Source organism: Amycolatopsis sp. NPDC045836, assembly GCF_056431745.1.
On sequence record NZ_JBWKKF010000005.1, the window covers coordinates 120623 to 134189 of the forward strand.

Here is a 13567-nt window from a genome sequence, read left to right on the forward strand (position 1 = left end):
CTCGGGGTGGTGCTCCTGCGGGGGAGGCCGGGTGCTGGTTGGGTGCCCGGGGGGCTTCTGTGGGTGCCCCGGGCTTTCAGCGGGTGCTCGGGGTGGTGGTGCTGTTGAGGTGCCCGGGTGCTGGTTGGGTGCCCGGGCTCCCCGCCGGTCGGCTCACCCCTCGGCGATGCCGTTTCGCATTTCGGCGATCAGGGAGGCGACCACGGCTTTCAGGCTTCCGTTGTGTTCCCGCGCCACCGCTCGTTGCCGCTGGTAGCTGGCGCCGCAGCGCAGGATCTTCTCCACGCCCCGCAGCTCATGCTCGCAGTCGAGTTGCTTCGCGACCGGCTCCAGGCGCTCCAGCACCTCGTCCAGGTCCTCGGTGACCAGCCGTTCGTTGCCCGCCGCGTCCAGGATGACAATGGCGTCCATGCCGTACCGCGCGGCCCGCCACTTGTTCTCCTGCACGTGCCACGGCGGCATGGTCGGCAGCGTCTCGCCCCGGTCGAGCCGCGCGCTGAAGTCGTCGACCAGGCACTGGGTGAACGCGGCGATCGTGGTGACCTCCTCGAGCGTCGGCAGGCCGTCGCAGACGCGCATTTCGACCGTGCCGAAGTGCGGCGCCGGCCGGACGTCCCAGCGGATCTCCGAGAAGTGGTCGATCACCCCGGTGACGAACATGTCGTCCACGTAGCTTTCCAGCTCACCCCAGTCGGTGAACTGGAACGGCAGGCCCGCCGTCGGCAGCTGCTGGAACATCAGCGCCCGGTTCGACGCGTACCCGGTGTCCTCCCCGCCCCAGTACGGCGACGAAGCCGACAGCGCCTGCAGGTGCGGCGCGTAGTTCAGCAGCGCGTTGAGCACCGGCAGCGCCTTGTCCCGGTGGTCGAGCCCCACGTGCACGTGCACGCCGTAGATCAGCATCTGCCGCCCCCACCACTGGGTGCGGTCGATCAGCTTGGCGTAGCGCTCCTTGTCGGTGACCTTCTGCTGGTACCAGGTCGAGAACGGGTGCGTGCCCGCCGAGAACAGCTCCACCCCGAGCGGGTCGGTGTGCTCGCGCAGCTCGTCCAGCGAACCGGCGAGGTCCTCGCCGACCTCGGCGACCGTTTCGCACACGTCGGTGATGATCTCGATGGTGTTGAGCAGGAGCTCCTGCTTGATCTTGGGGTGCTCCTCGCTGCCATCGGGGCGCACCTCGTCGAGGATGCGCTGCGCCACCGAGGTCAGCTCCCCGCTGCGGCGGTCGACCAGCGCCAGCTCCCATTCGGCGCCGACGGTCGAGCGGCGGGACGGGTGGAAGTCGATGCGCATGACCAACCCTACGGCGGAACGCTCAGACCTGCGCGCCACTGTCGGGGTCGGCACCGTCCGGCGGGCCCTGCCGGACGCGGAGCAGCAGCAGGCCGATGCCCACCGCCAGCACCAGCAACCCGATCGGGGTGCCGAGGGTGCTGCTCAGCCCGATCACGCCCGGCGCGATCAGCAGCAGCAGGCCCAGCACGAAGAACAGCAGCACCACCAGCGCACCCTTGCGGGGCCGCGGCAGGGGCGGTGGCTCCGGTGGCACGTAGTGCTCGTCGTCGGCGGCCGGGTCGTCGCCGAAGACGGTGGCCTCCCACTCCCGTTCGGAGCCGCGCCAGCCCGCCGCCGCCACGGTCTGCTCCGGCGGGCTGGGCGGTGGAGCCGGGGGCGTGGGCTCCTCGTCCGGCTTCACCGGCTCGGAGAGCTCCGAGAGCGTGGTGCCGATGCCCTCGGCCCGGAGATCGGCCACGATCTCGGCGAACGTGGCGTCGATGTCCTCCGGGCCGTCAGCGGAGTTCGAACGGCTCATCTCGGGTCCACCTGCCCGCTGTGTGCGATCGATCGGAAGAAGTCGACGCTGCGCTCGAAGATCAGCTGGGCGTCGTTGTCCAGGGTGGCCACGTGGTAGCTGTCGGTCAGCTCGACGTCGACCAGCCGGGAACTCCGCACGCCGTCGGCCACGATGCGGGCGTTCACCGGCTCCACCACGTGGTCGACGGCCGAGTGCAGCAGGAGCAGCGGCTGGGTCACCTTGCCGAGGTCGGCGCGGACCAGCGCCCACAGCCTGCTCAGGCTGGCCGCCGCGCGCACCGGCAGCCGCGAGTACGCCAGTTCCACCGCGCCCGGCTTCTTGATGTCCCCGGCCACGCCCGGCACCGACGGCAGCACCCTGGCCAGCAACGGCAGCAGCCTGGCGTCCCAGCGCAGCGTGGTCACCGACGGGTTGACCAGCGCCAGCCCGGCGATCCGGTCGCCGAACTCCTGCGCCAGCCGCAGCGCCAGCGTGCCGCCCATCGACTGGCCGCAGACGAAGACCGTCTCGCAGGTGTCGAACAGCTCCAGCAGCTCGGCGCGGACGCAGCCGTACCAGTCGGTCCAGTTCGTCCGGTTCATCTCCTGCCAGGTGGTGCCGTGCCCGGGCAGCCGCGGCCCGCGCACGGTGAACCCGGCCCCGGCCAGGTGCTCGCCCCACGGCCGCATGCTGGCTGGTGTTCCGGTGAACCCGTGGCACAGCAGCGCCCCGGCCTCGGTGGAGCCGGTGTGCGCGAAGGGTTCCGCACCGGCGAGCACGGGCATGCTCTCGCCTTCCTCTCCGGGGTTCGAGACCTCCATGTTCGCACGGGTTCGGCCACCCGTGGGACGATGCCGGGGACTGAAGGTGACGCGGCCGGATGTGACATCGATCGCTGGGCACCGGCAACCGGGGGTCAGGCGTTGTGCCGGGTACGGACGAGTTCGTAGTCTTGCTGATCGGATCGGGCCGTCGGCCACCGCGCTGCCCGCTAGGAGGACTTGAGCAAGGTGCTGTACCGGTTGATGAAGTACGTGCTGCTCGGCCCGCTGCTGCGGCTGCTGTGGCCGACCAAGGTCTCCGGGGCGGAGAACATCCCGGCCACCGGTGGCGCGATCCTCGCGGGCAACCACCTCGCCGTCGCCGACTCCTTCTTCATGCCGCTCTACGTCCGGCGCAAGGTGACCTTCCCGGCCAAGTCGGAGTACTTCACCGAAAAGGGGCTCAAGGGCAGGCTGAAGAAGTGGTTCTTCAGCGGCCTCGGGCAGATCCCGATCGACCGTTCCGGTGGCTCGGCCGCCCAGGCCGCGCTCGACACCGCGATCCGGGTGCTGCGCGAAGGGCACCTGCTCGGCATCTACCCCGAGGGCACCCGCTCGCCGGACGGCAGGCTGTACAAGGGCAAGACCGGCGTCGCCAGGATCGCGCTGCAGGCCGGGGTGCCGGTGGTCCCGGTGGTCACCATCGGCACCGACAAGGTCAACCCGATCGGCTCGAAGATGTGGTGGCCGCGGCGGCTCGAGGTCCGCTTCGGCAAGCCGCTGGACTTCTCCCGCTACGAGGGCCTCGCCGGCGACCGCTTCATCGAGCGGTCGATCACCGACGAGATCATGTACGCGCTGATGGAGCTGTCCGGCCAGGAGTACGTGGACATCTACGCGGCCAAGGCCAAGGAACTGGCTGCCGCCGAGGCCGCCGGGGTGCGCCCCGACGTGCCGAAGCAGCCGTCGGGTGCCGACGCCGACCGCGTGCCGCAGACCAAGGCTTCCTGATCGGCCCGGAAGCCGACCACTAGGGTGGCCCGGTGCGATTTTTCTACGACACCGAGTTCATCGAGGACGGCGTGACGATCGACCTGGTGTCGATCGGTGTCGTGGACGAGGACGGCCGGGAGTTCTACGCGGTTTCGACGGAGTTCGATCCGGACAAGGCGGGCCCGTGGGTGCGGGACAACGTGCTCCCGAAGCTGCCCTCGCCCGCCGACCGGGCCTGGCGCGGCCGCGAGCGCATCCGCAACGACCTGCTGGAGTTCTTCGGCAAGCCGTCCGGCGGGATCGAGCTGTGGGCCTGGTTCGCCGCCTACGACCACGTGGCGCTGGCGCAGCTGTGGGGCCCGATGCCCGCCCTCCCGCGGCAACTGCCCCGGTTCACCCGGGACCTGCGGCAGCGCTGGGAGGACGTGGGCAAGCCGAAACTGCCCGCCGCCCCCGCCAACGCCCACGACGCCCTCGCCGACGCCCGGCACAACCTGGTGCGGTGGCGAGCGATCGAAGAGGAGTGGCGCCGCCGGGGCCTGTCCGGCTGAGTCGGGGCGCCCACTCGGGCTTAGGCCGGGTGTGCTCCGGCTCGGCTGGGCACGTACCAGCTTGGCTGGGCTCGCTCCGGCTCGGCTGGGCTCGCTCCGGCTTGACTGGCAGTGCTCCGGCTCGGCTGGGTGCTCTGACTGGACTGGGGTGCTCTCCAGCTTGGCTGACTGCGCTCCGCCCGCCTGAGTGCGCTCCGGCTGGCTGAGCAAGACCTGCTCGGCTGGGCGCACTCCGGCTTGGCCAACGCACTCCGGCTCGGCTGGGCACGTACCGGTCTGGCTGGGCCCGCTCCGGCTGGGGCACGCTCCGGCGGGCACCATCGAGCCCGTCCCGGCGGTGCCCAGCCGGAGAGCGGCGCCGCGACTGCCCGGCGGGCACCAGCTCGGTGCCCGCCGAGTCCGGCCTCGGTGCGCCCCCACCGCCTCGGTGAGCTGGAGCCACCCAGCCGATCAGCGGGCGCGCACCGCTTCGGCGAGGCGGTCCAGCAGGCGGGCCGTGGTCGGCCAGTCCAGGCAGGCGTCGGTGATGCTCTGGCCGTGGGTCAGTTCGCCCGCCCGGCCCAGCGTCAGGTCCTGGCGACCGGCGGCCAGGAAGCTCTCCAGCATCACGCCGCGCAGGCCCCGCTCACCCCGTTCGATCCGGTCGGCCAGTTCCCCGACGACCTCCGCCTGGCGCACGTGGTCCTTGCCGCTGTTGCCGTGGCTGGCGTCGACCAGGAGGCGTTCGGGGAGGCCCGCGCGGCGCAGGCGGTCCAGGGTGTCCGCCACGGTGGCGGCGTCGTGGTTCGGCCCGGTCGCGCTGCCGCGCAGGATCACGTGGCAGTCCGGGTTGCCGGAGGTGGTCAGCAGCGCGGCGAGGCCGTCGGCGTTGATCCCGGCGAACACGTGCCCGGCCGCCGCGGCGCGGGTGGCGTCCACCGCCACCTGCACGTCACCCTCGGTGGAGTTCTTGATGCCGACCGGCATGGACAGCGCGCTGCACAGCTGGCGGTGCACCTGGCTGGCCGCGGTCCGCGCGCCGATCGAACCCCAGGTGACGATGTCGGCGATGAACTGCGGGGTGATCGGGTCGAGGAACTCGCAGCCGACCGGCAGGCCGAGCGCGGACACGTCGAGCAGCAGCCGCCGCGCCAGCCGCAGGCCCCGGTTGACCGCGAAGCTGCCGTCCAGGCCGGGGTCGTTGATCAGGCCCTTCCAGCCGAGCGTGGTGCGCGGCTTCTCGAAGTACACGCGCATCACCACGTGCAGCTGCTCGCTGAGGCCCTCGGCGTGCGCGGCGAGGCGCTGGGCGTAGTCGAGGGCGGCGGCGGTGTCGTGCACCGAGCACGGGCCGACCACGACCAGCAGGCGGTCGTCGGTGCCGTCGAGCACGCCGACCGCGCCTGTTCGTCCTTTATGGACGGTTCGGGCCACGGCTTCGCCGACCGGCAGCTCCTCGCGCAGCAACGCGGGCGGGATCAGCGGGCTGATGCTGGTGGTGCGCTGGTCGTCCAGCGCGAGGGTGGGGTCGAAGGTGATCGTCATGGCGGGGGTCCTTTCGACCCAGCCGCCCCGATCGCACCTCGCCCGAGCCGGCTGGGAAACCGGCTCGGAGGTGGAAGGTCAGCGCACGGCGTCGCCGACCGGCCCACCCGGGGCCGGCCTGCCAAACCAAAAATACGAGCGCTGCACGCCACGAAGCTAGCACAGCCCCGGTCACCGCCCGACGAACAGCCACGCCACCACGGCCGCGACCGGTACCCCCGCGGCGAGCGCGGCCGGGAGCCGCCGCGGGGCGCGGCGGACCAAGGGGGTGAGCGCGGCGATCGACGCCGCGGTGAACAGCAGGCCGACGATGCCGAAACCCAGGGGGACGCCGAGCCCGTCGTCGGTCAGCGCGGGGTCGCGCTCGGCCAGGCCCAGCTCACCGGCGAGCACCTGCCCCATCAGCACGACGAACGGACCGGCGAGGCCGGTGACGGCGCCGGCGGCGGCGCTCGCGGCGAGCAGGGCGGGCCAGCCCGGCCGGGGTGCCGACATGGTCTAGACCATAGCTGCTGCACCGATCAAGTCGGATACCGCTACGCTGACGCCGGATGTGTGACCCAAGACAAAGCAGGCAAGCGGAGGTCTGAGTCTGATGCGAGTCGGTGTGCTGACCGGGGGCGGCGACTGCCCCGGGCTGAACGCGGTGATCCGGGCGGTGGTCCGCAAGGGCATCGAGGTCCATGGCTGGGAGGTCGTCGGTTTCCGGAGCGGCTGGCGGGGCCCGATGACCGGCGACAGCAGGCCGCTGGGCCTCGCGGACGTCGAGGAGATCCTGACCAGGGGCGGCACCATCCTCGGGTCCTCGCGGACCAACCCGTACAAGTCCGAGGGCGGCGTCGAGCAGATCCGCGGTGTGCTCGCCGACCAGGGCGTGGACGCGCTGATCGCGATCGGCGGCGAGGACACCCTCGGCGTGGCGAAGAAGCTGACCGACGACGGCATCGGCGTGGTCGGCGTGCCCAAGACCATCGACAACGACCTGGGCGCCACCGACTACACCTTCGGCTTCGACACCGCGGTGCACATCGCCACCGAGTCGATCGACCGCCTGCGCACCACGGCGGAGTCGCACCACCGCGCGCTGGTGGTCGAGGTGATGGGGCGGCACGCGGGCTGGATCGCGCTGCACTCCGGCCTGGCCGGTGGCGCGAACGTGATCCTGGTGCCGGAGCGGCCGTTCTCGGTGGAGAAGGTCGTCGAGTGGGTGGAGCGGCGGTTCGAGCGCCAGTACGCGCCGATCATCGTGGTCGCCGAGGGCGCCGTGCCCGAGGGCGGGGCCGAGGTGCTGCACTCGGGGGAGAAGGACGCGTTCGGGCACGTGCGGCTCGGCGGGGTCGGCACCTGGCTGGCGGAGGAGATCGCGCAGCGGACCGGCAAGGAGTCGCGGGCCGTGGTGCTCGGCCACACCCAGCGCGGTGGCATCCCGACCGCCTACGACCGCGTGCTGGCCACGCGCTTCGGCCTGCAGGCCGTGGACGCCGTGGCCGACGGCGACTTCGGCGTGATGGTGGCGCTGAAGGGCACCGACATCGTGCGCGTGAAGCTGGCGGAGGCCACCGCCGAGCTGAAGACCGTGCCCGCTTCGCGGTACGAAGAGGCCGAGGTCTTCTTCGGCTGAGCCCGGTGGCCAGGAGTGGGGGCACCGCGCCCACTCCTGGCCCGCCGGTCAGACCAGGGCCAGCGAGTCGAGGACGGCCGCGGCACCGGCGATGTCGCCGGTGAGCGGGCGGTCCGCGGTGCTCGGGTCCAGCACGGCCCCCGCCTGCTCGAAGGCGGCCCGCACCGGGATGTCCACCAGGTCGGCGCGCCGCATGCGCAGGGCCCGCACGGCGGCCACCAGTTCGCAGGCCAGCAGTTGCCGGTAGGCCCGGCACGCCGCCGTGGTCGCCCTGGCGGCCTGGGTGGAGAAGCTCGCGTGGTCCTCCAGGCCCCGTGAGACCACGGCGCTGCCCAGCGTCACCGGAAGCGCCGCCTGCCGCAGTTCGGTCAGCGCGTCGTGGGCGACGTACTCCAGGATCATCACGCCCGAGCTGCCGGACGGCCCGTCCGCCAGGAACGGCCGCAACCCGGTGAAGTCCGGTTCGACCAGGTCGCCGAGGCGCGCCGCGGACAGTTCGGCCACCTGGTGCACGGTCGCCCGCGCCTGGTCCAGCGCCGACGAGACGTACGCGGTGTGGAAGTGCGCGTGGTGGTAGGCGTCGCCTTCGGGCACGCAGATCATCGGGTTCTCGGTGCCCGCGTTGATCTCGATCGCCAGCACGTCCCGCAGGTGGTGCAGCGCGTCCAGCGCCGGCCCCTGCACCTGCGGGAAGGCACGCAGCCCGAACGGGTCCTGGATGCGGCGGCCGGGCGCCGGGGTGCCCTCCATGCCGAGCAGCCGCCGGAGGTCCGCGGCGCAGGCGAGCTGCCCGGGGTGCGGCCGGGCCTCGTGCACCGCCGTCGCGTACGCCTCGGGATTGCCGTCGAGCGCGACGTAGGTCAGGGCGGTGACCGCGTGGCTGGCCTTGGCCAGCGTTTCCAGTTCGAGCGCCGCCAGCACCGCTTCGGCGAGCGTGGCGGCGTTGCTGCTCATGAACGCCAGCGCGTCTCCCGCCTGCACCGCCACCGGCGGCACACCACCGCGGCGCCACGGCCGTTCCCCGGCCAGCGCGAGCCCGGTTTCGGCCAGGGGCGCCAGGTCGCCGGTGCCGATCGCGCCCAGCCGGTGCACCACCGGCAGCGCACCCGCCCGCAACGCGCCCGCCAGCGCTTCGATCAGGCCGGGGCTGATCCCCGACCGCCCGGCCAGCAGCTGGTTGAGCCGGATCAGCAGCATCGCGCGCACCTGGCCGTCCGGCATCAGCTCACCGCTGCCACCGGCGTGGCTGCGCAGCAGGCGCAGGCCGTGGTCGGTGGAGTGCTCCCCGGTCACCGCGTCGTCCTTGTTCGCGCCGACGCCGGTGGTGCGGCCGTAGACCACGCGCCGCGTGCTCAGCTCCTCGGCCAGTTCCCACGCGCGCCCGGCCGCCGCGAGCGCGCCCGGCTCGACGTCCACCTCCAGCGGTCCCTCGCCACCCGCCACCGTTCGCACGTCACCGCAGCGCAGCGTCCGCCCGTCGACCCGGACCAAACCGATCTCCTCTCCGCCGTTCGCCCCAGGGTGCCGCTAGGCCGATCCAGTGCCCCCGGCGGGCCGCCCGGTGACCCCCGGTAGCCGGTCCCGGCAACTCAGCGAACCGTGGTCTGAACCATTGACGGATTGGTCTAGACCCATTTAGCGTGAGTGGATCGGAGCGGTGCACCGTGGCACCGCCGGGCTCACGGAGGACACCGATGTTCTCTTCACACAGACGGAGATGGCTGGGTGCGGGCGGCGTGCTGGCCGCCGCGCTGATGGCGGTCGCGGTCGTGGCTCCGGCCTCGGCCAAAGCACCGGCCGAGAGCGCACAGGCCGCACCGGCCGCCGAAGCCGGCGTCACCGCGCACGGCAAGACCCTCGGCTACTTCGCCCAGTGGGGCGTCTACGGCCGGAACTACCACGTCAAGAACATCCACACCTCGGGGTCGGCGGCCAAGCTGACCCACATCAACTACGCCTTCGGCAACGTGGTCAACGGCCAGTGCGTGCTGGGTGACACCTACGCCGACTACGACCGGTTCTACGGCGCCGGCGAGAGCGTCGACGGGGTGTCCGACACCTGGGACAACGGCGCGCTGCGGGGCAACTTCGGCCAGCTGAAGCGGCTGAAGAAGATGTACCCCAACATCAAGGTGCTGTTCTCCTTCGGCGGCTGGACCTGGTCCGGTGGCTTCGGCCAGGCCGCGAAGAACCCGGCGGCGTTCGCGAACTCCTGCTACAACCTGCTGAACGACCCGCGCTGGGCCGGCGTGTTCGACGGCATCGACATCGACTGGGAGTACCCCAACGCCTGCGGCCTGACCTGCGACACCAGCGGTCCCGCCGCGTTGAAGAACCTGGCGGCGGCGTTGCGCGCCAAGTTCGGCTCGAAGCTGGTCACCGCGGCCATCACCGGTGACGGCTCGGCCGGCGGCAAGGTCGACGCGGCCGACTACGGCGGCGCGGCGCAGTACTTCGACTGGTACAACGTGATGACCTACGACTACTTCGGGGCCTGGGCCGCGCAGGGGCCGACGGCGCCGCACTCGCCGCTGACCGGCTACAACGGCATCCCGAACGCCGGGTTCACCTCCGACGCGGTCATCCAGAAGCTCAAGGGCAAGGGCGTTCCGGCCAGCAAACTGCTGCTCGGGCTGGGTTTCTACGGCCGCGGCTGGACCGGTGTGACGCAGGACGCACCCGGTGGCACGGCCACCGGACCCGCGCCCGGCACCTACGAGCAGGGCATCGAGGACTACAAGGTGCTCAAGGGCAAGTGCCCGGCCACCGGCACCATCGCCGGGACCGCCTACGCCAAGTGCGGCAACCAGTGGTGGAGCTACGACACCCCGGCGACGATCAAGGGCAAGGTCGGCTACGCCCGGGCGCAGGGTCTCGGCGGCACCTTCTTCTGGGAGCTGTCCGGTGACACCACCAACGGCGAGCTGATCAGCGCCATCCAGAGCGGCTGAGCGGCTCCCACAGACGGCTAGCAGTGGCGGTAGCCGAGGAGCGGGCGGGGAAACCGAGTTCCCCGCCCGCTTTCTGTCGTGGGCACCGTTTATCGTGCGCGGGTGACGTTCAAGGGCTTCGGCGAATACGCCATCGACTTCTACGACGGCCTGGTGGTCGACAACTCGAAGCCGTACTGGGAGGACAACCTCCGCACCTACCGCGAGGACGTGCGCGCGCCGATGGAGGCGCTGCTCACCGAACTGGACGCGGAGTTCTCCGACGGCTTCGGCAAGGGCAAGGTGTTCCGGCCGCACCGCGACGTGCGCTTCGCCAAGGACAAGCGCCCGTACAAGACGCACTGCGGCGGGGTGATCGAGCAGGGCCGCGGCGGGGGCGCGTACTACGTGGAGGTCAGCTCGGCCGGGCTGCGGGTCGGCGGCGGCTGCTTCCACCTGGCCGCCGACCAGCTGGCGAACTTCCGGCGCGCGGTGGACACCGAACCGCACGGCCCGGAGCTGGAGCGCATCCTGGCGAAGCTGCGCAAGCAGGGCTGGGAGATCAAGGGTGAGGCGCTGAAGACCAAGCCCCGCGGTTATGACGCCGATCACCCGCGCATCGACCTGCTGCGGCACAAGTCGCTGTACGCGGTGAAGCTCTGGGAGCCGGACGACACCCTGCACGAACGCGGGTGCCTCGACCGGGTCCGCCGGTCGTGGCGGCAGGTGCGGGCGTTCAACGAATGGGCCCGCGACCACGTCGGCCTCAGCCAGCTGCCGCGGCGCTGAGCCACAGCCTTTCGCCGGTGGACACCAGGACGCGGGCGTTCCAGAGCAGGGCGGTGGCTCGCCCGCTGTCCTCCGGCAGCGCCAGTTCGGTGCCGCAGTCCGGCCACAACCGGGCGCGGCCACCCAGTTCCCCGGCGACCACCACGCGGTTGCCGTCGAAGGCCACCCCGGTGACCGCGGGCAGTTGAGCGGGATCGAGGTCGGGCCCGCTGGTCAGCGCCCAGCCGCCGGGCGCCGAGCGCCAGCAGGCGAGCCGCTGCGGTCCGGCGTCCGACCTGGACAGGCCGGCCACCGCGCAGGCCGTCGCCGAGCAGGCGATCCGGTCGGCGGTGACGTCCGTGGAGCCGGGTGGCCGGGGCAGCGCGGCCCGCTGCCAGGCGCGGCCGTCCGCCGAGGTCCAGACCAGCGGGTCGAACCGGCGACCCGCCCGCACGTCGCCGACGGCGGTGAACCCGGTACCGCTCGCCGCGACGCCGAGCGCGCGGGTCTGCCCGCCGGACGGCGCCGGTTCGCCGTCCAGGCGCGACCAGGTCCGGCCGTCGGGGGAGGTCCAGAGGGCGGCGCCCGCCCCGGTGGGGTGCTCCCACTGCCCGGACAGCACCGAGCCCGAGGGCCCGGTCGCGGTGCCGTTCACGCCCATCGCCCGCGGGCCGCCGAGCAGTTCGAACGGCTGGGGGAACTCGGTCAGCCCGAGCGGATCGCCCGACCAGAGGGTCCACCGGGCGTTGCCGTGCGCACCGCCGAAGGCGCGGCCGAGCGCGAGCAGCCTGCCACCACCCGCGGACGGCTCGATCAGCTCGGCCTTGGCGCCGTAACCGCCGCCGGTGTGCACCGGCAGGGTCCGCCAGCCGGTGTCCGGGGTGCCGAGCCACGCCGCCGGGGCGCGGCCATCAGGCCCGGGAACGGAGCCCGTGAGCAGGATCTCCTCACCTGATCGGGCGAAACCGAGGAGACGGGCGCCCGGCGCCGGGGTACCCAGTTCGAGCCACGGGCCGGGGGCGGGGGTGCAGGCCACCAGCGCGGTGGCCAGCAGGGCGGCCACCGGCTTGCGCACCCGGGAAGCATACCGACGGTTACTACGGAGCGAACACGGAAAGAAACAGGTCGAATCGGTCTCGGGATCGGTAAAGACGTAGCCGCCCCGAGGGGCTACGCTGTCTGAACGTGAGCCGACGCGCGAAGATCGTTTGTACCCTTGGCCCCGCCACCGCCAGCGCGGAGAAGGTGCGGGCCCTCGTCGACGCCGGGATGGACGTGGCGAGGATGAACTTCAGCCACGGAAGCCACGGCGACCACAAGGAGGTCTACGACGTCGTCCGCGCGGCGGCGGCGGAGACCGGGCGCGCCGTCGGCATCCTCGCCGACCTGCAGGGCCCGAAGATCCGCCTCGGCACCTTCGCCAACGGACCGGTCGAGTGGCGCAACGGCGACATCGTGCGCATCACCGTGGAGGACGTGGCCGGCACCCACGAACGCGTCTCCACCACCTACAAGGGCCTGGCCAACGACGCCAAGCCGGGTGACCGCCTGCTGGTCGACGACGGCAAGGTCGGCCTGGTGGTGCAGGAGGTCGACGGCCCGGACGTGGTCTGCGAGGTCACCGAGGGCGGCCCGGTCAGCAACAACAAGGGCGTCTCGCTGCCCGGCATGGACGTCTCCGTGCCCGCCATGTCCGAGAAGGACGTCGAGGACCTCGAGTTCGCCATGGAACTCGGCGTGGACTTCGTGGCGCTGTCGTTCGTCCGCTCGCCCGCCGACATCGACCTGGTGCACCAGGTGATGGACCGGGTCGGCAAGGGCCGGGTGCCGGTGATCGCCAAGCTGGAGAAGCCGGAGGCGGTCTACAACCTCGAGGCCATCGTGCTGGCCTTCGACGGCATCATGGTCGCCCGCGGTGACCTGGGTGTGGAGCTGCCGCTGGAGCAGGTGCCGCTGGTGCAGAAGCGGGCCATCCAGATCGCCCGCGAGAACGCCAAGCCGGTGATCGTGGCCACCCAGATGCTCGACTCGATGATCAGCAACTCCCGGCCCACCCGCGCCGAGGCCTCGGACGTGGCCAACGCCGTGCTCGACGGCACCGACGCGGTGATGCTGTCCGGGGAGACCAGCGTCGGCCGCTACCCGGTCGAGTCGGTGGCCACCATGGCCAAGATCATCCAGGCGGTGGAGACCGACTCCCCGCAGGTCCCGCCGCTGAGCCACGTGCCGCGGACCAAGCGCGGGGTGATCTCCTACGCCGCCCGCGACATCGGCGAGCGGCTCAACGCCAAGGCGCTGGTCGCCTTCACCCAGTCCGGTGACACCGTGCGGCGGCTGGCCCGGCTGCACACCCGGCTGCCGCTGCTGGCCTTCACCCCGGAGGAGAGCGTGCGCAGCCAGCTCGCGCTGACCTGGGGCACCGCCACCCGGATCGTGCCGAAGGTGGACTCCACCGACCAGATGATCCAGCAGGTCGACCACGCCATGGTGGAGATGGACCGCTACCAGGAGGGCGACCTGGTGGTGATCGTGGCGGGCTCCCCGCCGGGCACCGTCGGCTCGACCAACCTGATCCGCGTGCACCGCCTCGGTGAAGACGATCACGCCTGAGCACAGCACGGTCG

13 protein-coding genes are annotated in these 13567 nt (G+C 72.0%); 6 read left to right on the forward strand and 7 right to left on the reverse strand.

The features are described 5' to 3' along the window. Positions 1-153: 153 nt before the first annotated feature. The 3 genes from AC07EG_RS10290 to AC07EG_RS10300 are packed head-to-tail and all read right to left on the reverse strand — an operon-like array spanning position 154 to position 2580. Complete coding sequence (locus tag AC07EG_RS10290; protein WP_478252736.1) at positions 154-1293, reverse strand: glutamate--cysteine ligase; 1140 nt, start codon at positions 1291-1293, stop codon at positions 154-156. Positions 1294-1315: 22 nt separating this feature from the next. Next, on the reverse strand, positions 1316-1813 hold the full coding sequence (locus AC07EG_RS10295; protein ID WP_478252737.1) for a hypothetical protein: 498 nt from the start codon (positions 1811-1813) through the stop codon (positions 1316-1318). After that, the gene (locus AC07EG_RS10300; RefSeq protein ID WP_478252738.1) at positions 1810-2580 is read right to left on the reverse strand and encodes an alpha/beta hydrolase; all 771 of its coding nucleotides are present in this window, start codon (positions 2578-2580) and stop codon (positions 1810-1812) included. The genes AC07EG_RS10295 and AC07EG_RS10300 overlap by 4 nt, the downstream gene beginning before the upstream one ends. Positions 2581-2805: 225 nt before the next feature. On the opposite strand from AC07EG_RS10300, the gene AC07EG_RS10305 reads away from it, so the two are divergent. Continuing rightward, positions 2806-3567, forward strand: a complete 762-nt coding sequence (locus tag AC07EG_RS10305; protein ID WP_478253080.1) for a lysophospholipid acyltransferase family protein — start codon at positions 2806-2808, stop codon at positions 3565-3567. 32 nt (positions 3568-3599) lie between these two features. After that, positions 3600-4100, forward strand: coding sequence for a polyadenylate-specific 3'-exoribonuclease AS (locus tag AC07EG_RS10310; RefSeq protein ID WP_478252739.1), 501 nt, complete (start codon positions 3600-3602; stop codon positions 4098-4100). A 450-nt stretch (positions 4101-4550) separates the two neighbouring features. On the opposite strand, the gene AC07EG_RS10315 is transcribed toward AC07EG_RS10310, so the two are convergent. After that, a complete protein-coding gene (locus AC07EG_RS10315; RefSeq protein WP_478252740.1) occupies positions 4551-5624 on the reverse strand; it encodes a 3-deoxy-7-phosphoheptulonate synthase in 1074 nt (357 codons plus the stop codon). A gap of 171 nt (positions 5625-5795) precedes the next feature. After that, positions 5796-6119, reverse strand: a complete 324-nt coding sequence (locus AC07EG_RS10320) for a hypothetical protein (protein ID WP_478252741.1) — start codon at positions 6117-6119, stop codon at positions 5796-5798. Positions 6120-6219: 100 nt separating this feature from the next. Between AC07EG_RS10320 and AC07EG_RS10325 the strand changes: the two genes are divergently transcribed. Next, positions 6220-7245, forward strand: coding sequence for a 6-phosphofructokinase (locus AC07EG_RS10325; protein WP_478252742.1), 1026 nt, complete (start codon positions 6220-6222; stop codon positions 7243-7245). 48 nt (positions 7246-7293) lie between these two features. Here the strand turns inward: AC07EG_RS10325 and AC07EG_RS10330 are convergent, their stop codons facing one another. Then, positions 7294-8736, reverse strand: a complete 1443-nt coding sequence (locus AC07EG_RS10330) for an aromatic amino acid ammonia-lyase (RefSeq protein ID WP_478252743.1) — start codon at positions 8734-8736, stop codon at positions 7294-7296. Between the two features lie 203 nt (positions 8737-8939). Between AC07EG_RS10330 and AC07EG_RS10335 the strand changes: the two genes are divergently transcribed. Together AC07EG_RS10335 and AC07EG_RS10340 are read left to right on the forward strand one after the other, a co-directional pair. Beyond that, positions 8940-10196: a glycoside hydrolase family 18 protein gene (locus AC07EG_RS10335; protein ID WP_478252744.1), complete on the forward strand. Its 1257-nt coding sequence runs from the start codon at positions 8940-8942 to the stop codon at positions 10194-10196. A gap of 102 nt (positions 10197-10298) precedes the next feature. Beyond that, positions 10299-10964 (forward strand): DUF2461 domain-containing protein, encoded by a 666-nt coding sequence (locus tag AC07EG_RS10340; protein ID WP_478252745.1) that lies wholly within the window; start codon positions 10299-10301, stop codon positions 10962-10964. Here the strand turns inward: AC07EG_RS10340 and AC07EG_RS10345 are convergent. Continuing rightward, a complete protein-coding gene (locus tag AC07EG_RS10345; protein WP_478252746.1) occupies positions 10942-12018 on the reverse strand; it encodes a hypothetical protein in 1077 nt (358 codons plus the stop codon). The two genes, AC07EG_RS10340 and AC07EG_RS10345, sit on opposite strands and share 23 nt — an antisense overlap. A gap of 110 nt (positions 12019-12128) precedes the next feature. Between AC07EG_RS10345 and pyk the strand changes: the two genes are divergently transcribed. Continuing rightward, a complete protein-coding gene (gene pyk / locus AC07EG_RS10350) occupies positions 12129-13553 on the forward strand; it encodes a pyruvate kinase (protein ID WP_478252747.1) in 1425 nt (474 codons plus the stop codon). Positions 13554-13567 lie beyond the last annotated feature (14 nt).